Annotated in this window: 18 protein-coding genes and 2 pseudogenes; 14 read left to right on the forward strand and 6 right to left on the reverse strand. The window is 48.4% G+C overall.

The genetic code is table 11. The features are described 5' to 3' along the window. Window positions 1-35 precede the first annotated feature (35 nt). Both ACPXXB_RS02935 and ACPXXB_RS02940 read left to right on the forward strand, forming a co-directional pair. Complete coding sequence (locus tag ACPXXB_RS02935; RefSeq protein WP_423909123.1) at window positions 36-419, forward strand: GFA family protein; 384 nt, start codon at window positions 36-38, stop codon at window positions 417-419. Beyond that, window positions 416-2,446 (forward strand): ASKHA domain-containing protein, encoded by a 2,031-nt coding sequence (locus ACPXXB_RS02940; protein ID WP_423909125.1) that lies wholly within the window; start codon window positions 416-418, stop codon window positions 2,444-2,446. The genes ACPXXB_RS02935 and ACPXXB_RS02940 overlap by 4 nt, the downstream gene beginning before the upstream one ends. Before the next feature lie 42 nt (window positions 2,447-2,488). On the opposite strand, the gene ACPXXB_RS02945 is transcribed toward ACPXXB_RS02940, so the two are convergent. Then, window positions 2,489-3,439 carry a DMT family transporter gene (locus ACPXXB_RS02945; RefSeq protein ID WP_423909128.1) on the reverse strand — a complete coding sequence of 317 codons (951 nt, stop codon included), beginning with the start codon at window positions 3,437-3,439 and terminating at the stop codon, window positions 2,489-2,491. A 10-nt stretch (window positions 3,440-3,449) separates the two neighbouring features. Next, complete coding sequence (locus ACPXXB_RS02950; RefSeq protein ID WP_423909131.1) at window positions 3,450-4,517, reverse strand: hypothetical protein; 1,068 nt, start codon at window positions 4,515-4,517, stop codon at window positions 3,450-3,452. Window positions 4,518-4,824: 307 nt separating this feature from the next. On the opposite strand from ACPXXB_RS02950, the gene ACPXXB_RS02955 reads away from it, so the two are divergent. From ACPXXB_RS02955 to ACPXXB_RS02965, 3 genes are all read left to right on the forward strand, one after another. Further along, the gene (locus ACPXXB_RS02955) at window positions 4,825-5,118 is read left to right on the forward strand and encodes a hypothetical protein (RefSeq protein WP_423909134.1); all 294 of its coding nucleotides are present in this window, start codon (window positions 4,825-4,827) and stop codon (window positions 5,116-5,118) included. Between the two features lie 419 nt (window positions 5,119-5,537). After that, window positions 5,538-5,759 (forward strand): DUF4160 domain-containing protein, encoded by a 222-nt coding sequence (locus ACPXXB_RS02960; protein ID WP_423909137.1) that lies wholly within the window; start codon window positions 5,538-5,540, stop codon window positions 5,757-5,759. Window positions 5,760-5,791: 32 nt separating this feature from the next. Continuing rightward, a complete protein-coding gene (locus tag ACPXXB_RS02965; RefSeq protein ID WP_423909140.1) occupies window positions 5,792-6,025 on the forward strand; it encodes a DUF2442 domain-containing protein in 234 nt (77 codons plus the stop codon). A gap of 179 nt (window positions 6,026-6,204) precedes the next feature. On the opposite strand, the gene ACPXXB_RS02970 is transcribed toward ACPXXB_RS02965, so the two are convergent. After that, window positions 6,205-7,737, reverse strand: a complete 1,533-nt coding sequence (locus ACPXXB_RS02970; RefSeq protein ID WP_423909143.1) for a trimethylamine methyltransferase family protein — start codon at window positions 7,735-7,737, stop codon at window positions 6,205-6,207. A gap of 245 nt (window positions 7,738-7,982) precedes the next feature. Here ACPXXB_RS02970 and lpxK point away from each other — a divergent pair, with 245 nt between their 5' ends. From lpxK to cysK, 3 genes are all read left to right on the forward strand, one after another. Further along, window positions 7,983-9,008: a tetraacyldisaccharide 4'-kinase gene (gene lpxK, locus ACPXXB_RS02975; RefSeq protein ID WP_423909145.1), complete on the forward strand. Its 1,026-nt coding sequence runs from the start codon at window positions 7,983-7,985 to the stop codon at window positions 9,006-9,008. Next, a complete protein-coding gene (gene kdsB / locus ACPXXB_RS02980; RefSeq protein ID WP_423909148.1) occupies window positions 9,008-9,775 on the forward strand; it encodes a 3-deoxy-manno-octulosonate cytidylyltransferase in 768 nt (255 codons plus the stop codon). Before lpxK ends, kdsB begins: the two co-directional genes overlap by 1 nt. Window positions 9,776-10,241: 466 nt before the next feature. Then, window positions 10,242-11,153 (forward strand): cysteine synthase A, encoded by a 912-nt coding sequence (gene cysK / locus ACPXXB_RS02985; protein ID WP_423909150.1) that lies wholly within the window; start codon window positions 10,242-10,244, stop codon window positions 11,151-11,153. A 59-nt stretch (window positions 11,154-11,212) separates the two neighbouring features. Here cysK and ACPXXB_RS02990 read toward each other — a convergent pair whose 3' ends face one another. Further along, window positions 11,213-12,250 (reverse strand): polyprenyl synthetase family protein, encoded by a 1,038-nt coding sequence (locus ACPXXB_RS02990; protein ID WP_423909152.1) that lies wholly within the window; start codon window positions 12,248-12,250, stop codon window positions 11,213-11,215. Between the two features lie 522 nt (window positions 12,251-12,772). Between ACPXXB_RS02990 and ACPXXB_RS02995 the strand changes: the two genes are divergently transcribed. Then, entirely contained in the window at window positions 12,773-12,901 is a 129-nt protein-coding gene (locus tag ACPXXB_RS02995; protein WP_423909155.1) for a hypothetical protein, read from the forward strand. On the opposite strand, the gene ACPXXB_RS03000 is transcribed toward ACPXXB_RS02995, so the two are convergent. Continuing rightward, the gene (locus ACPXXB_RS03000; RefSeq protein ID WP_423909158.1) at window positions 12,898-13,209 is read right to left on the reverse strand and encodes a hypothetical protein; all 312 of its coding nucleotides are present in this window, start codon (window positions 13,207-13,209) and stop codon (window positions 12,898-12,900) included. The genes ACPXXB_RS02995 and ACPXXB_RS03000 overlap by 4 nt on opposite strands. Window positions 13,210-13,221: 12 nt before the next feature. On the opposite strand from ACPXXB_RS03000, the gene ACPXXB_RS03005 reads away from it, so the two are divergent. From ACPXXB_RS03005 to ACPXXB_RS03020, 4 genes and pseudogenes are all read left to right on the forward strand, one after another. Then, window positions 13,222-13,563, forward strand: coding sequence for a DNA methyltransferase (locus ACPXXB_RS03005; RefSeq protein WP_423910908.1), 342 nt, complete (start codon window positions 13,222-13,224; stop codon window positions 13,561-13,563). Window positions 13,564-13,830: 267 nt separating this feature from the next. Beyond that, window positions 13,831-14,073, forward strand: coding sequence for a hypothetical protein (locus ACPXXB_RS03010; RefSeq protein WP_423909161.1), 243 nt, complete (start codon window positions 13,831-13,833; stop codon window positions 14,071-14,073). A 79-nt stretch (window positions 14,074-14,152) separates the two neighbouring features. Next, window positions 14,153-14,459, forward strand: a pseudogene (locus tag ACPXXB_RS03015) (restriction endonuclease); the annotation flags it as partial. Window positions 14,460-14,470: 11 nt separating this feature from the next. Further along, a pseudogene (locus ACPXXB_RS03020) lies at window positions 14,471-15,556 on the forward strand (DNA methyltransferase). On the opposite strand, the gene argB reads toward ACPXXB_RS03020, so the two are convergent. Beyond that, window positions 15,494-16,408, reverse strand: a complete 915-nt coding sequence (argB, locus tag ACPXXB_RS03025) for an acetylglutamate kinase (RefSeq protein WP_423909163.1) — start codon at window positions 16,406-16,408, stop codon at window positions 15,494-15,496. The pseudogene ACPXXB_RS03020 and the gene argB overlap by 63 nt on opposite strands. 261 nt (window positions 16,409-16,669) lie before the next feature. Here argB and metK point away from each other — a divergent pair, with 261 nt between their 5' ends. Continuing rightward, window positions 16,670-17,836 (forward strand): methionine adenosyltransferase, encoded by a 1,167-nt coding sequence (gene metK / locus ACPXXB_RS03030; RefSeq protein ID WP_423909166.1) that lies wholly within the window; start codon window positions 16,670-16,672, stop codon window positions 17,834-17,836.

Genomic DNA, 17,836 nt, shown 5'->3' on the forward strand with positions numbered 1-17,836 from the left:
CTTTCGCACGCAACACCCGAACAGCGATCTGAACAATGGCCGAAGTCGATCGAGTTAGAACCGGTGGTTGTTTATGTGAAGGTGTTCGGTATAAGACGGTCGGTGAACTGCGAGACGTTACCAATTGCTTTTGCACCCAGTGTCAAAAAACCTCGGGCCATCATTTTGCAGCGACCGAAGCGGACCTCAGTCAGTTTGAATTAGTCAATGATGCGACCTTAAGTTGGTATGCATCTTCGGATGTGGCGAAACGTGGCTTTTGCAATCGTTGTGGCAGCAGTTTGTTTTGGCAGAGAAAAGGGGCTCAAACTATCAGCATTACTGCGGGGACACTGGACAAACCGACCTGCCTTGCGACAACCCGCAATATCTTTGTCGAAGGTAAGAGTGACTATCACGACCTTCCGGTTTTGAAATGAGCGATCAAGACAATACTGTCCAGGTGGTGTTCACCCCGTCTGGAAAGCGAGGGGCGATTACTGTCGGAAAGTCTGTCCTGGAAGCGGCACAACAGCTCGGCGTCGATCTCGATACGGTTTGCGGTGGACGAGGGATTTGTGATCGTTGTCAGATTGATCACAGCGTCGGCGAGTTTGCCAAGTTTAAAATTCATTCCAACCCCGACCATTTGTCGCCGCTGAGTGCCAGCGAGCAGGAATTTTTCCCCGAGGGGACAGTTGTCACTCGTCGCCTGGGCTGCCAGGCAAAATTGTTCGGCGATGTGGTCATTGATGTACCGCCGGAAAGCCAGGCGCACCGTCAAGTGGTTCGCAAGCGGCTGGATGTGCATAACATCACCTTGAACCCTGCCGTTCGGCTGCATTACGTCGAAGTCCCGCAACCCAACATGCACGACCCCAGCGGTGATTCGCAACGTCTGCTGGATGCTCTGGAATTTGACTGGGGATTAACCGGCATAGACATTGATTTCCATTTGCTCGGATCATTGCAGTCGATATTGCGGGAAGGTGACTGGAAAGCAACCCTCGCCATTCACAATGAAAAACAGGCCATCGCAATTTGGCCGGGAATAAAAAATAAAATCTATGGCGTCGCAATTGATGTCGGCTCGACTACGATTGCGGCCCATCTGTGTGATCTGATTAGCGGTCAAGCGATAAATTCGGCTGGAAGAATGAATCCGCAAATTCGGTTTGGCGAAGACTTGATGAGTCGGGTTTCCTACGTGATGATGAATCCTGGCGGCGAAACGGACATGACTCGCGCAATCCAGGAAGCGCTTCACGGGTTAATAAAAGAGCTGGTCGAAGAAATGGACATCGATATCAACGATGTGTTGGATATGACGCTGGTTGGCAATCCGGTCATGCATCATCTTTTGCTTGGGATTAGCCCGGTGGAATTGGGCGGCGCGCCATTTGCATTGGCCACGGACCAGGCGTTGAATATCAAAGCCAGCGATTTGAATTTGGGTCATGATTTTGGCATGAACCCGGGCGCGAGGGCTTATATTTTGCCCTGTATCGCCGGGCATGTGGGTGCTGATGCCGCGGCTGCGACGTTGTCCGAAGCACCTTATGAGAGAGACGAACTGACATTATTGGTTGATGTCGGCACTAATGCCGAGATCGTTCTGGGTAACAACAAAAAGATGGTCGCCGCCTCCAGCCCCACCGGCCCGGCATTCGAGGGCGCGCAAATCAGCGGCGGCCAGCGAGCGGCGCCGGGCGCTATTGAGCGAGTGCGAATAGACAATGAATCACTCGAGCCTAAATTCAGGGTGATCGGCAGCGCGCTATGGTCGGATGAATCGGGGTTCAAACAGGAGATCGAAAAAATCGGTGTCACTGGAATATGCGGGTCGGGCATCATCGAGGTCATTGCCGAAATGTTTCTTGCCGGATTGATTAAAACCGATGGCGTCATCGACGGTTCACTCGCGGCTAGATCCGCCAGGGTAGTCGCTGATAAAAAAACCTGGAGTTACAACCTTTATGATGAAGGCAAGGTAAAAGTGGTGATCACCCAAAACGATGTTCGCGCCATCCAACTTGCCAAAGCCGCATTGTATGCGGGATCCCGATTGTTGATGGATAAGCTGAATATAGATGCGGTTGACAGGATTCGATTAGCGGGCGCCTTTGGCGCGCACATTGATGTCAAGTACGCGATGGTGCTGGGCATGATTCCGGACTGTAAATTGGAACACGTCACTTCGGCCGGCAATGCGGCGGGTGCCGGCGCTACGATTGCTCTGCTCGACACCGCCGCTCGGCATGAAATAGAAGGCGTGGTAAAACGCATTCAGAAGGTTGAAACCGCGGTTGAGCCCAAATTCCAGGATTATTTTGTTGATGCCCTTGCCATTCCCCACAAAACAGATAACTTCGTCAATCTAAAAAAAGTGGTTGACCTTCCCGCGCCTTCGCAAGTCGGCAACGACGATAAAAATGGCGGCCGAGCGCGCCGCCGAAAACGCCGTTAGCTGCCGCAGTTCTCGTGGAATCCACCGACCGGATCAACAGGTTTATTCCACGCCATGTTGTTGCTCCCTCAAATTGATATAGGTAACCGCAATAACGGTAATCGCGGCACCGGTAAGCTGTAACAAGGACAACTTTTCGTGAAGGAACACAAAGGCGCCAGCAAGACCAAACAAGGGGATCAAATTCAAAAAACTGCCGGCATAATTTGCGCTTATCGTCCTGAGTGCGGAGATGTACAGAGAAAAAGCCAAGGCGTACTGCACAATGCCCGATATAGCAGCCAACAACCAAATACCGAGCGGTATTGTTGCTATTGCTGTCGCCTGAATTTCTGGATGCAGTGACCATTCAACTGGAAGCAGCAACAATGCAAAGCCAAGTGCCACGGTTTGTTGCCAGGCGACGATATATACTGGATCGATTCTGGTCGCAAATCGACTGGACAATACAACGTATAGGGCAGCCGCCATCGTGCCTGCGAAAATGAGGGCATCGCCGACAAAACTACGGCTATCGCCATCGTTGCCAGAAAATACACCAAGCGCGATGAACAGACCGCCTACTGCCATAACCGACCACAATATAAATTGAATGGTGGGTCTCTCTCGAAATAGCAACGCCGAAACGATGATAATCATGATTGCCTCGGTAGCCTGAATAAGCGTAGCGCTGCTCGCGTCTGTCTCTGCCAGACCGGTTAACGAAAGAAGATAGGCAAGCCCGGGTTCAAGCAAACCAAGCGATGCGAATTTTGCAACATCCGCAAGCGCCGGCGTTGTCAAAGTCGGCCGTGCTACGGAACACTGTCGTATCAGAATAAAAGCCCAAAGCAACACCACACTGGCAATAAGCTGCACGACCAACAGAAAAACCGGTGAGAACGAATCAAGCAGACTCTTTGACATCACCGTCGCAATACCCCAGCACAGTGCTGCCAGGATCGCTAAAACAGCCCCCGGCGAAAAGGTTGCAGGCATCCTCATTAACAGCATCCTGGTCGCCTTAATAGTCAAACAAGGGGGGATTCCGCGCACGGCGAGGCGGCCATGGATTATGATAACGCGCTTCCTCTACAACCGGATGCGGGTGGAACAAGGCATAGTTCACATGATCTGACCGTACATATTCTTCAGAAATGTAATCAATTACCAACCACTGCCAAACTTCGGCCTTACTGGTATCGGAATCTAGATTTGCTGTAACAGTAACCTCTGTCGGTAAAAGCACATCCGTATGATATACCGCTGAATAAACCCGGTTAGAGTAATTTTCTGGTATGTGGGAAGGGCGATGAGCAATCGGGCGCCGATTCCCCAAAGTTTTTTTATCAGTTTCAATATTGTGCCAACTACAACTTCCAGTTGTTTTATACCCAATGCCGCCATTTCCAATAGAATGCATGGCAAGTTGAAATATTTGCTCTACTGCCTGAGTTAGAGAAGGTGCTATACCGCGCTTTACAAATGAATTTGCTAAATGTCCCGGCGAGTTCACTGAAATAAGTATTCCTCCAGGCACACGTCGATCATGGTTCAGGGTACGGTGTGCGGAAGGGTAGAAGACATTGATACCAGCCTTGAATATGCCGAGTTTTCCATCGTTCTCCAACGGTATAGCTTCTGTATAAATGGTATCGCGTTCGAGCGCAGCGTGTTCAATAATATATAGCTCGGAGAGTTTCTGGCAAACATCAAGAAGTTTTTCGCCAGGTTTCGCACGCGCTAGGCGCAAATCACAAAACATTATAAGAAAACCACTAGTAAGTCCTGAATAAGCACGATCTTTCCAAGCCCGACGAGCCTGTTGAATTTTACTGATTAAATGGTGGTCCCCTTGCTCAATATCGTCGGTAGTAAGCCAGCAAAGATCATAAGCAACTCCTCGTTGCCCTTTTGCGCCGAGCCTGCCGAAAAGACAAGGCTGATATCTGGAAATCCATTTTAGGAATGACTGTTTGGTAGATTCGGCGCTGTTTCCTGATGAGAATATTTCCTTGTGAGCAACATCAATGTCTTGCCCGAAACTAATGTCAGTTTCGTGTTGATCAAGTTCCTTTATCAGGTCGTTCAAAGAGGGGGGGGATTACGATGGTATGCATCAGGTTATTCTACAATCATTCAAACCGATATTCTATGCGCTCATCCAGTCTTTTCCAATATGATTGATGCTGGAAACTGTTTTCGAGATTGCCTTTTATTCCGAATAATGAGTTGCACTTACGAGTTGAATCTGCGATTGATGATATGACTTTATTTGTAGCATAAGCAGATGTGGCATTGAATTACCAAGCGGCCACAATTTCAAAAACCGATAGAACACATTATAAAATTGTGCCAGTGACAGGTATGTTGACGATGATTACCCTTAGGAGAGACAAATGTCTGAAAGCAAATCACATAAAACCACTGCAAATCGAATTGCAAGCAAATTTCATGCTGGATATAACAAAGGAAAAGGTGCTGATATTCAAACAAGAGATATTGCTGTTGAGGTTGAGACTCATGAGACCGTTAGCGATGCGCCTAGACAATTGCAGGGGCATAAAAAGCCTGTCTACATTGCCGGCACCAATCAAGAAGCAGTGTCAAAAGCACTAGAGAAAACAGAAGGGACAACAATCGGCGTTATGGATAATCAAGGAAACGTTATAAAAGAATCAACCAGATGGTAAGTAATTCTAACAAAACACTCCTGAAGACGGCTACGCCACCGCTGAGTTTGGGCCATGTCGTTGGAGACCATGAAATATATTCAACTAATCGTAGTTTTGGCCATCGTGCCCCTTTTTGTCTATGCCGAATCCAATAACCTGCATCAATCGACAACGACGCCTCTTGATGCTAGATACGAAATCGTGCAATCTGAACTCGCCGCTAAGTGGACGTTTCGTCTTGATCGATTCACTGGTCGAGTGCATCAGTTGCTCAAAGGCTCTGACAGAGGATCGACTTGGGGGGCGCTGGAAGTCGTCGGGTTAGAATCCATCGAAGCAAATAAACCTCGATTCTCGATATTCACGTCCGGTCTCGCATCACGACATACCTTTCTTATGGATACTTTGACGGGAAAACTTGGATACTCACCACCAGAATGTTTTATGATGAACATAATCCACCGCATTTCCATGCGGAATATTCTGGAAACAAGGCAGTATTTGATTTCCAGGGAAATGCAATCAAAGGAAATCTATCATCAAGAACAGCAACCAAGCTTGTGCGAGAATGGATTGACCTTCACATACCTGAACTTGAAGAAAATTGGCAGCTTGCAAGGGAGAGCAAGGAAATTAGAAAAATCGAACCGTTGAACTAATCTGTTGGCTTGGGGAAAGTGTTATGTGGAATATGAATGATGTGACGAAAATAGAATATAAAGGCGAGTATATCTACCGTATTACATTCGACAATGGGGTGTCGGGCGATATTGACTTCTCTGAGTATATCGAAAAAGGACACATATTCTCGCCTTTAGGAAATAAGGCATTTTTTAAGCAAGCGATGATAGAAGGAGGAACGATAGCATGGTCGAATGGCGCAGATGTCGCACCTGAAACGCTATATGATAAAGTGAGAAACTGACAAGATGGACAGACTTATCTCGTGGTTTGTTGTCCCCTTAAATTGATAGGTCACCGATTTTTGATCCTTGCAAATAGGACGAGTAATTAGTTGCCCGATAAGGATTGTGCCAACAACGGTGACTAAAGTCCCGCTTTCTACTCTATGTCGTAATTCGGAATTCATGTTTTATTAGCACGCTAAAAATTTGAATCCTCGAATGAGTTCTTGCGCTTTTCGATAAATTCCAACAACGCCTCGTCAATCGCAGGGTCAAGTTCCGGGGCGACGTAATCATTCAGCATTTGTTTCCATAACTTGTTTGCGCGCATGACCGCGTCCATTGAGCCTTCGGATTGCCATTGCTCAAAACTGTTGTTGTCGGCGATATTGGAACGATAAAAAGCGGTCTTGAAATTGTTTTGAGTGTGCTCGCAGCCGAGAAAATGAGTGCCCGGCCCGACTTCCCGAATAGCGCTTAACGCCTGGGCATTTTCCGACAGGTCAACGCCCTGTGCAAAGACCTGCATCATGCCCAGCTGATCGGCGTCCATCACCAGTTTTTCATAACTCGAAGCCAATCCGCCTTCAAGCCATCCTGCAGCATGCAGCACGAAATTCACCCCGGCAGTGACCGTCGGTAAAAGGGTGTTTGCGCTTTCGTAGGCGGCTTGGGCATCGGGAACTTTTGAGCCGCACAGTGAACCACCACTCCGAAACGGCACACCCAGGCGGCGCGCCATAGAAGCACATCCGTTAAGCACCAAGGAAGGTTCTGGTGTGCCAAATGTCGGCGCGCCGGATTGCATTGAGATGGAACTTGCAAAGGTTCCGAATATAACCGGAGAGCCGGGGCGGACCAGTTGGGTGAATGCCATTCCCGCCATCGCCTCTGCCAGGATTTGCGCCATGATGCCGGCTGCGGTGACTGGCGACATCGCACCAGCCAGTATAAATGGGGAGATGATGCTGGCTTGATTATTTCTGGCATAGACCTCGGATGCGCCCAGCATGGTTTCATCGAAGGTCATCGGTGAATTTGCATTGATCAGATTGACCACCACGGTATGGTCATCGACAAACGCTTCACCAAATAATATTTTGCACATATCTACGGTGTCCTGCGCGCGCTCTGGTTGGGTAACCGAGCCCATGAACGGTTTATCACTGTACTTGATGTGGCTGTACACCATGTCAAAGTGACGTTTGTTTACCGGCAGGTCGGTAGGTTCACAAACGGTCCCGCCCGAGTGGTGCAGCGTCGGCAGCATATAGGTCAATTTCACAAAGTTGCGAAAATCTTCAATCAAGGCGTAGCGTCTCCCACTATCCAGATCGCGGATAAATGGAGGGCCATAAACCGGTGCAAACACGGTATTTTTACCGCCGATGGTGACATTCCGATCACGATTGCGCGCTTTTTGCTCAAAGATTGCCGGCGCGGAATCCTGAATGATTTTTCGGCACATGCCAGCAGGAAACCGAACCCGCTGGCCATCTATATCCGCGCCGGCTTCCTTGAAAAGCTTTAAGGCGGGTTCATATCTAAAATCGATGCCGATTTCCCGCAGTATGGTGTCTGCATTTTTTTCGATTAACGATAGCCCTTCCTCTCCGAGTAATTCATACTCAGGAATCTCGCGCGTGATGAACGGTGTTATTGTCGGTGCCGCGTTTTTTTCGACTTTCTGTCGGCCACGTCGACCGCCTCTTTTTTTTGCTCGTTGTGACATGAAATTATTGTAATTTGCTTTGAGGGAATCTGCAAGTATGATGGGATGATAAAGCAACGTGGGTCATATCGCGACCTCGGTATAACCGAATGCGACCAGTCAGGCCACCAGTCAGGCATGTATAATCGGCGTTGCACTCGTGTTTATGACTTGATTGATGCCCGATAAAAATACCAATAACCCCAGCAGACCTCAACCGAAATTGACTCGCCGGCAATTAAATTAGCGCAATAGAATGTCGCGCAATGTGGGATAAACTACAACAGGGGTGGCGGCGACCCCGGTTATTGAACTATTTGCTGGTGCCAATCTCGTGGTGTTATATGTTGTTGGCAAGGTTACGGCACCAATGCTATCGGGCCGGAATATTCAAATCCAGTACGCTTCCCATGCCGGTAATCATTGTCGGCAGCATCAGCGTAGGCGGAAGCGGTAAATCTCCGCTGGTGATTGCACTGGTCAATCATCTTAAGGAAAAAGGCTTTAAACCGGGGGTAATCTCCCGTGGCTATGGCGGTAAGTCGGCGTTTTGGCCAAGAGCAGTGGATCAAACCACATCCGCGGAACTTGTTGGTGACGAGCCACAATTGATTTTTGAGCAGTGCGATGTTCCAGTAGTCACAGGTCCAGACCGAGTGCGAAACGGATATTATTTGATTGATGACATGAATTGCAACGGCAATTGCGATATCTTGATAAGCGATGATGGCTACCAGCATTTTGCACTAAAGCGCACCATTGATATCGCGGTAGTTGATGGTCAGTACGGATTCGGAAATGGCTGGTGTTTACCTGCGGGCCCATTGCGTGAGCCAAAATCCGCGCTCAAGCGCGCAGATATTGTGGTAATCAACGGCCCATCAACCGGAGAATTGCTGCGCGGCATACCTTGCTGTTGCCCGGTCTATTGCATGGGCATGGAGTTGCAGGAGGCTTATAATCTTATGGATAAACGCCGTCGAAAATTGTCGGAATTTTCAAACTACCCGGTACATGCGGTGGCCGGCATCGGTAATCCGATTCGATTTTTTTCCCAACTTGAAAATGCGGGCATTGACATCACCCCCCAAGTTTTCCCCGACCACCATAAATTTACCGAGAATGATTTGGCTTTCGCCGATAACCGCGAGGTGCTGATGACCGAAAAAGATGGGGTAAAATGCCGCGGCATGTCGGTTGCAAAAAATATTTGGGTTGTACCCGCTAAACTCCGCGTCGATGAAGATCTCTATCAGCGAATCGAAGCGCTTATCAGCAAAGGTTATCGGTAATGGCGGGCTTTCATATCATCATCCCTGCGCGCTATGCATCGAGCAGACTTCCCGGCAAACCGCTGCTCGATATCGGCGGAAAACCCATGCTCCAGCATGTGCTCGAAAGGTGTAATCAAAGTGCCGCTGAAAGCGTCATTGTTGCGACTGATGATGATCGTATTGCTGATGCAGTGACTGGCTTTGGCGGCGAAGTCGTGATGACTTCTCCGGATCATCGGTCAGGCAGTGATCGTATTGCCGAAGCAGCCACAGCGCTTGGCTTAAAAGACCATGCCATGGTCGTCAATGTGCAAGGCGATGAGCCCGACATGCCCGCTGCGTTGATTGACCAGGTCGCACAAGCGTTGGCTAATGATGCCGATGCGGCTATGGCAACCGCTTGTGCCCCCTTAGATAATGTGTCCCAGTTGACCGACTCGTCGGTGGTTAAAGTGGTCACTAATAAAAGCGGCTACGCCATTTATTTTAGCCGAGCTGCTATTCCCTGGGTGCGTGGCGAAAATTCTTTAGATCTCGCGCACCATGCACAGCATTATGCCCGACGGCATCTTGGGATTTACGCCTATAGCGCAGGATACATACGGATATTCGCGTCCAGGCAAAGTTGTGAATTAGAAAATCTGGAAAAACTCGAACAACTCCGTGGGCTGTGGCATGGCGATAAAATTTGTTGCGTTGATGCGGTGGAAGCGCCGGGAGCGGGAATAGATACTGAAGCAGACCTTGAAAGAGCCAGGCAGAACGTGGATAAATTATTGCGTTAGCCGATTATCCGCGCGCTATATTTGGTTATGGCTATATTTGTTTAGGTCGCCGCTGGCCCGGAATATTCGGCAACGTAGCTCAAAAAGGATGCTTTTAATTAACCATCCTCAGATTGGCGATAAGTTTCGATATGTCCGGGCTCAGACACCTATGAGACTGTATGAGGATAAAAAAATCGGGCAGTCTGAGGTGAAATCCATTCACTTAAATCACCGGAGCCGCCGCCCGATGCAGATCAAAAGCGGGGGGAAGGGTTGTCAAACTCGAATAAATACAGTCCTAAAAACTCACAGGGCAGCGTAAAGAAAATAGAAAGACTTGATAAGGGATGCAATTCGCTCCTCCAGCCCGTCGTGGATGCAAGGCGTATTGGAGCCAGGTCTGTGCATGGCGGTTTACGCATGGCTCAACATATTCATCAGACGGTATGATAATCTTGTTTTTCAGGTCTTGCGGAAATCCATTATGAAATACCAGAATATCCTCGAAACAATCGGTCAGACCCCGGTTGTCAAATTAAACCGTCTGGGCGTGGACAGCGGGGCCGAGTTATGGGTGAAGCTTGAAAGTTTTAATCCAGGCGGCTCGGTGAAAGACCGCCCTGCGCTGAAAATGATTGAAGATGCCGAAGTTGAGGGTAAATTAAAATCCGGGGACACCATTATCGAGCCCACATCCGGCAACACCGGAATTGGCCTGGCCATGGTCGCGGCGGTCAAGGGCTATCGCTCAGTATTTGTCATGGCGGAAGATATGAGTGAAGAGCGCAAGCTTATATTAAAGGCTTACGGAGGAGAGGTAGTGCTCACGCCAGCGGAGCAAGGTACTGTAGGCGCTATCGAAGAAGCAAAACGGTTGGCCGCGGAGCATGGCTATTTTTTCGTTGGCCAGCATTACAACCCCTCTAACACCAGGTCCCATAAAAAAACCGCGGATGAAATTTGGGATGATTTCGGTAACACGTTGTCGGCTATTGTCTGCACCACTGGCACCGGCGGCACCATATCAGGGTTATCGAAATATCTCAGGCAGAGGCATCCGCGCCTCAAGATCATTGCCACCGAGCCGGCTGATTCCCCAATTTTGAGCCAGGGCATTGCCTGTAAACATAAAATCATGGGGACCGCTCCAGGATTTATTCCTGATATTCTCGATACCAATGCCTATGAGGAGATAATCCAGATCACCACGCAGGAAGCGTATTCCACGACCACTGCACTGGCACAGGAAGAAGGCGTTTTCTGCGGAATATCCTGCGGCGCCGCGGTAGCTGGAATGGTCAAACTGGCTGCAAGCGGCGAATATAAAGGGAAATCCATACTGGCGATTTTGGCGGATACCGGCGAACGTTATCTGAGTACCGATGTTTGGAAATAGCTCGGCCGGGAAATTATCAGAACCGGAATTCCGCCGGCATTGTTCCGCCAAAGCGTGATTTAGTGTCCTCTAATCACTGAAAATTCTGCCAGTTGTGCCAGTGCATCTTTATATTTATTGTCGTTTAGAGGCGAAAGTGCGGATATTGCCAATTTAACCTGGTCTTTTGCCTGGGTCAGCGCATAATCCAGTGCCCCAGTAGATTGCACAATTTCCAGAATCGCGGAAATTTTTTCACGTTTGCCGTTTTCGATAGCCTGGGTAATAATTGCTTTTTGTTGGGTATTTCCGTGTTCCAGGGCGTAAATCAAGGGCAATGTCGGTTTGCCTTCAGCCAGATCATCTCCAATATCCTTGCCGAGGTCTGCGCTATCGGCGTTGTAATCCAGAATGTCATCCACCAACTGAAAAGCGGTTCCAAGATATATGCCGTAACTTGCCATGGCGTTGCATCTTTCGGCGTTCTCACCGGCGATAATGCCGCCTAACCAGGCGGCGGATTCGAATAATTTTGCGGTTTTTCGATGAATAGTATCCATATACTGCTGTTCCGATGTATCTGGAGAATGGGCGTTAAGCAGTTGCAAGACCTCGCCTTCAGCAATCGCATTTGTGGTGTTGGCCAAAATGCGCATGACATCCATATTTTCAGTTTCAACCATCATCTCGAAAGCGCGGGAATACAAAAAATCCCCAACCAGGACGCTGGCCTGATTGCCCCATACGTCATTGACGGTGGGTTGTCCTCTTCGGGTAGCCGAGGCATCTACCACGTCGTCATGCAGTAGAGTCGCGGTATGAATAAACTCAATGACGGCAGCGAGTAAAATATGATCTTTGCCTTGGTATCCACAGCAACGGGCACACAGCAATAAAATCAACGGGCGTAGCCTTTTACCACCGCTTTTTACAATATATGCCCCAAGGGTATTGATCAGCGCAATGTCTGATCGAAGTCGTTGCTGAATGGTATTGTTGACTGCATCCAGATCTTCGCCAACCAGCGATAACGCTGATTCCAGCAGCAATTTTGCCGGCGGTAAGTTTGGTGGCGCCTCAAGATTTTCAGAATCCCGTGGCAAGTTGAGATCGGACATGAATGCTTATGTATATTTTGAACTGGCGATTTTAGCCGAGATTCCAGGTGGTTTGCAGTTTCCCTGAAATATAAGACCTCCAGTATGCTCTAAGTCAGAGGTTAGCCTTGAGAACAGCTCTAAAACATGAAAAAGCTGTATTTTCTTATGGTTTAGGGCGACCTCTTGTAAACAGAAAACGATACAGTACTGCGATACAGTGCCTATGAAGCATTTTGTAATTTGTCCGGTCTCAGACACAAATGAGACTATTAAGAGGATAAAAAATCGGGCAGTCTGAGGTGAAATCAATTCACTTACATCACAGACGCCCGCCCGATGCAGATCAACAGCCTGCGTATCCAATCATATGACCGTCAAGGATGTCGGAAATGCAGGTTTTGCAGGAGCGGAAACCGGTCCGCAGTTGGGCGATTGCCGATACCGCCAGTGAACCCGCAATTGATCGAATGAGGAAACCGTCACTGAATGCCGAGCTCAAATCAGCAGGCGGCACGACGGGGTTATGCGTGAAAACCATCGGTGGGTCAAAGGCGACCTGCTGCCGTAGGCCAGACCGTTATCGGCGGCGCCGACTTGGTGATTACCAGTCCGCCCTGCAATATCGGCAAGGCGTATAATGGCAACGGCGAGGATGACGGGAAATCCTAGGCCGAATACTTGAAGTTCACCGGGAAGCGGCTGGAGAACCGTTGCCATTGGACGCGCTTGACCGGCCGGTTATGCGTCAATGCGTCGTTGGACAAGAACCGCAACGGCAAGCAGCCGTTGAGCGCCGAACCACCGTCGCCGCCATTAACGCCGGCTGGAAATACCACGCCACTGTAATATGGAACCAGGGCAACATTAGTCGCCGCGCAGCTTGGGGGAGTTGGAAGTCCGCCAGCGCTCCGCGCATTATCGCGCCAGTTGAGACAATCATCATCCTGTGCAAAGACGAATGGAAGCGGTAGCGGCAAGGCGCAAGCGACATCAGCGCGGACGAGTTTAAGGATTGGGCGTGGGGCGTCTGGTCATTCCCCGGCGAGAGCGGCAAGCGCATCGGACACGAGGCGCCGTTCCCGCTTGAATTGCCCCGCCGCCTGGTAAAACCGCCATCATTCCCCGGCGATACTGCACTAGACCCATTTGTCGGGAGCGGTACGACGATGATTGCGTCAATGGCGCATGGGCGCGTTGCTCTCGGCATCGAGTTGGAGACTAAACACTGCCGCTTGGCAATCAATCGAATAAACCAGGAATTCGGAGCGAAATTAGAGACATCATCAGCGGAGACAGCGGCGCGAGCCACACTGCCCTGCTGGACAATATAACCGACTGCATCACGCCATCCGGGTTTATCGGAGAAGCCTGTCGTCGCTATCTAGACGCATACAAGAACAATCCCAGCGTCAACGGCCGGGTGTTTGAGTGTCTGGTTTGCGGGACGTTGGCGCGAGCGGGGGTTGTCCCTTTCCACTATCAAGCGCGGTTTGCGCTTGTGCCAAACGCCGACTTCAATGTTGTGTGTTATGACCCCAAACAGCCAGTGGTCTTGTCGATGAAGGCGTCGCTGCGGGAGCGATACAAGCAGGCGGACCTTGAGCATCGCCCTGCGGCAAGTGCGCCGAAATGCCGAATGCCATTTGCCTGCCTTGTCCGATGAGGCCGCCGGAGTATCAAGCAACATCGCCGATGGCGACATTGCGGGATTGGACGGACGCCTGCTCGCCAATCAAAGCGAATACAATGAATTGGCGACCAGCCTGCAAGCCCGCCAATCCTCGACCGCCTCCGCAATCATACCCCTCTCCGGCTCGGTCTATCCGGTGTCAAGTGTATGATTCCCATTTTTTATACTAAATGCCAGGTGTCAAAATTAGCAACAAGGGATAAATGAATTATTGGACAAAGCTAAGCATGGAATTTGCAAAGGAGCATTTAAACTACAACCATGATAAAAGGACTTGATTTTGTTGCAAGGTTTAACGGTAAATATGTAATTGGGGAGGCAAAGTTTTTAACTGACTTCGGCGAGCATCAAAACGCACAGTTTAATGACGCAATAAGCACAGTCAAAACAGATGTTAATGCAGTAACAATTGCCATTTTAGACGAGGTTTTATACATCAAAGGCAGGAACAAGATGTATCGCAGCATTACAGAAAAACCAGACGACTATAATACAATGAGTTCATTGGTTTTAAGGGAATTTTTGTATCAGTTATGAAGAGTTGGAAAATGAAAAATATAATTATCCGTGGCGAGAATATAAAAGGGCTTAAATATCTTCTTAATGATAGCAACTTGAAAGGCAAGATTGATTTAGTTTATATTGATCCTCCTTTTGCCACGAATGGCCGTTTTACAATTACGGATGGCAAGGCATCAACCATAAGCAATTCCCGACATGGCGATATTGCTTATTCCGATAAACTCACAGGCAAGGAATTTATTAAATTTTTAAGAGAAAGATTGCTTTTATTGAAAGACTTGTTATCTAAACAAGGTTCTATTTATTTGCATATTGATTACAAGATTGGACGCTATGTAAAAATAATGATGGACGAAGTTCTTGGCATCGAAAATTTCAAGAATGACATCACAAGGATAAAATGTAACCCTAAAAACTTCAAGCGAACCGGATATGAAAATATAAAAGACTTGATTTTATTTTACTCTAAGTCATCCAAGCCTATTTGGAATGAGCCTAAAGAAACATACACTGAGAAAGATCTTGAAAAATTATTTCCAAAGAATAAGCGGGGCAGAAGATATACAACCGTGCCAATTCATGCGCCGGGTGAAACAGAAAACGGGAAATCCAATCAGCCATTCAAAGGGAAAATGCCACCCCAGGGCAGGCATTGGTGAACAGATGTGGAAACATTAGAGCAATGGGATAGAGATGGCCTGATAGAATGGTTAAAAACTAACAACCCAAGAAAAATTATATTCGCCGATGAACGAGAAGGGAAAAGAGTCCAAGACATTTGGGAATACAAAGATCCTCAATATCCAGCTTACCCAACTGAAAAGAACCAAGATATGCTGGATATGATAATTAAAACTTCTTCTAATCCTGGAAGTATCGTTTTAGACTGTTTTTGTGGTTCTGGAACGGCGTTAAAATCCGCACATTTGCTTAATAGAAACTGGATAGGAATAGACCAATCAGAATATGCAATTAAAGCCTCGATTAAAAAAATCGAAGGGTTGGAAGCCAGTCTTTTGATGCCTAAATCAACATATGAATTGATAAATTTAAATTATCTTTCCGAGCCCCTGAGGCTCAATCTGAGTGCCAATGCCAGAATCGGTAAATAACTCGAGCAATAAGGCATGTTCGACCCGGCCATCCAGAATAAGCGCCGAGTTCACCCCGTTTTGAATCGCATCCAGCGCGCATTCGACTTTAGGAATCATGCCGTCCGCAATAGTTTTGTTTGCGATTAAATCAGGAATTTCATGCTCTTTCAGTTCAGTGACCAACTGCTCATTTTTGTCCAAAACTCCTGGAGTATTGGTCAATAACATCAGTTTCTCCGCATGCAGGGTAATCGCCAATTTCCCGGCAACCAGATCGGCGTTGATGTTATAGGTCTGGCCATCATGTCCCACGCCAATGGGTGCAATGACAGGAATAAATGCCTGAGTTTCCAGTAGTTGTACTATTCCAGGGTCAACGGATTCAACTTCGCCAACATGACCATAGTCGATTATTTCCGGTCGTTGCAGCACCGGATCATTGTTCTTGACATTCAGTTTGCGCGCACGAATCAGATTGCCGTCCTTGCCGGTCAGACCGACAGCGCGTCCGCCCAGAGAGTTAATCAGATTAACGATTTCCTTGTTCACCAATCCACCCAATACCATTTCCACCACATCCATGGTTTCGCTGTCGGTTACGCGCAGGCCATCGACAAAGGTTGATTCCTTGCCTATTTTTTCAAGCACTTCGCTGATTTGAGGGCCGCCACCGTGAACCACTACCGGGTTCATGCCGACCAGCTTCATCATGATTATGTCGCGGGCAAAACTTCTCTTCAAATCCTCGTCCACCATAGCATTGCCGCCATACTTGATAACGATGGTTTTCCCCTGATAGCGACGGATGTAGGGCAAGGCTTCGGTTAGAATCCGAGCGATATTTTGGGCGCTGTTGTGATTCTGGTGCATAGAATTGCAGACAAAACGAGGCGAAATTAGTGGGCAACGGTATTTTAACCCAAAGAGTGTGAGAAAAATCGGTGGCCTACGTAATTTTTGGTTTCTCCGCTATGTTATGAGTGCGCAAATATGATAACATTGAAACATATAAAGAAATCTTTATATTAGTTCGCGAGATGAACTGAATAAACCCAATATCCACTATTTCATGCCGCTCGATTCAGTCACGAATTCGATTCTGAGCGATGACTAGTTTGAGGCTAAAAAATAATGTCAAAATCTTTCTTGTTTACATCAGAATCCGTTTCAGAAGGGCACCCCGATAAGGTTGCGGATCAAATTTCAGATGCCGTGCTCGATGCGCTGTTTACACAAGATCCGAAGTCACGCGTTGCCTGTGAAACAATGATCACTACCGGCATGGTGGTAATTGCTGGAGAAATCACCAGCAAGGCGGTAGTGGATTTTCAGGAAGTAGCGCGACGCACAATTGGCGAAATTGGCTACAACTCGTCCAAAATGGGTTTTGACTACAAGAGTTGCGCTGTTCTGGTATCACTGGACAAGCAATCTGTTGATATTGCCCAAGGCGTCAATGAAGGAGAAGGGCTTGATCTCGACCAGGGCGCAGGAGATCAAGGATTGATGTTCGGTTATGCCTGTACCGAAACCGATGTTTTAATGCCGTTTCCAATTACCTACGCCCATCGCCTGGTTGCAAAGCAAGCCGAAGTCCGAAAAGCCGGACTGCTTCCGTGGCTGCGCCCCGATGCAAAATCCCAGGTTACCGTGCGCTACGAAGGAATTCGCCCGGTATCCATCGATGCCGTGGTGTTATCCACCCAGCACGATGATGATATCGCCCATGACAAACTGTCCGAAGCAGTCATTGAGGAAATTATCAAACCGGTGCTGCCTGTTGATATGGTCACTAAAGATACGCGATTCCTGGTCAACCCAACCGGCCGATTTGTAATCGGCGGGCCGGTAGGAGATTGTGGATTGACCGGGCGTAAGATTATTGTTGACACCTACGGCGGTTCGGCTCATCACGGTGGCGGTGCATTTTCCGGCAAGGATCCCTCCAAGGTAGACCGCTCCGCCGCTTATGCCACCCGCTATGTCGCTAAAAATATTGTTGCCGCAGGTTTAGCGGACCGATGCGAGGTGCAAGTTGCCTATGCAATCGGTGTGGCACAGCCGGTTTCTGTCATGGTTGATACTTTTGGCACTGGAAAAATTGAAGACGCAAAAATTAGCGCCTTAATCAATGCGCATTTTGATCTGCGTCCAAAAGCAATTGTTCAAGAGCTGGCGCTGTTGCGCCCAATTTATCGCAATACCGCAGCCTATGGCCACTTCGGCCGTACCGAGCCTGAATTCACCTGGGAGAAAACCGACCAAGCAGACGCATTGAAAGCGGCGGCAGATATTTGA

The organism is Candidatus Spongiihabitans sp. (assembly GCF_965237845.1).
Lineage (GTDB): Bacteria > Pseudomonadota > Gammaproteobacteria > Arenicellales > Poriferihabitantaceae > Spongiihabitans.

Coding starts and splice junctions, on each gene's coding strand:
- ACPXXB_RS02935 (WP_423909123.1), top strand. CDS start 36: ATGGCCGAAGTCGATCGAGTTAGAACCGGTGGTTGTTTATGTGAAGGT.
- ACPXXB_RS02940 (WP_423909125.1), top strand. CDS start 416: ATGAGCGATCAAGACAATACTGTCCAGGTGGTGTTCACCCCGTCTGGA.
- ACPXXB_RS02945 (WP_423909128.1), bottom strand. CDS start 3,439: ATGCTGTTAATGAGGATGCCTGCAACCTTTTCGCCGGGGGCTGTTTTA.
- ACPXXB_RS02955 (WP_423909134.1), top strand. CDS start 4,825: ATGTCTGAAAGCAAATCACATAAAACCACTGCAAATCGAATTGCAAGC.
- ACPXXB_RS02960 (WP_423909137.1), top strand. CDS start 5,538: ATGTTTTATGATGAACATAATCCACCGCATTTCCATGCGGAATATTCT.
- ACPXXB_RS02965 (WP_423909140.1), top strand. CDS start 5,792: ATGAATGATGTGACGAAAATAGAATATAAAGGCGAGTATATCTACCGT.
- ACPXXB_RS02970 (WP_423909143.1), bottom strand. CDS start 7,737: ATGTCACAACGAGCAAAAAAAAGAGGCGGTCGACGTGGCCGACAGAAA.
- lpxK (WP_423909145.1), top strand. CDS start 7,983: ATGTGGGATAAACTACAACAGGGGTGGCGGCGACCCCGGTTATTGAAC.
- kdsB (WP_423909148.1), top strand. CDS start 9,008: ATGGCGGGCTTTCATATCATCATCCCTGCGCGCTATGCATCGAGCAGA.
- cysK (WP_423909150.1), top strand. CDS start 10,242: ATGAAATACCAGAATATCCTCGAAACAATCGGTCAGACCCCGGTTGTC.
- ACPXXB_RS02990 (WP_423909152.1), bottom strand. CDS start 12,250: ATGTCCGATCTCAACTTGCCACGGGATTCTGAAAATCTTGAGGCGCCA.
- argB (WP_423909163.1), bottom strand. CDS start 16,408: ATGCACCAGAATCACAACAGCGCCCAAAATATCGCTCGGATTCTAACC.
- metK (WP_423909166.1), top strand. CDS start 16,670: ATGTCAAAATCTTTCTTGTTTACATCAGAATCCGTTTCAGAAGGGCAC.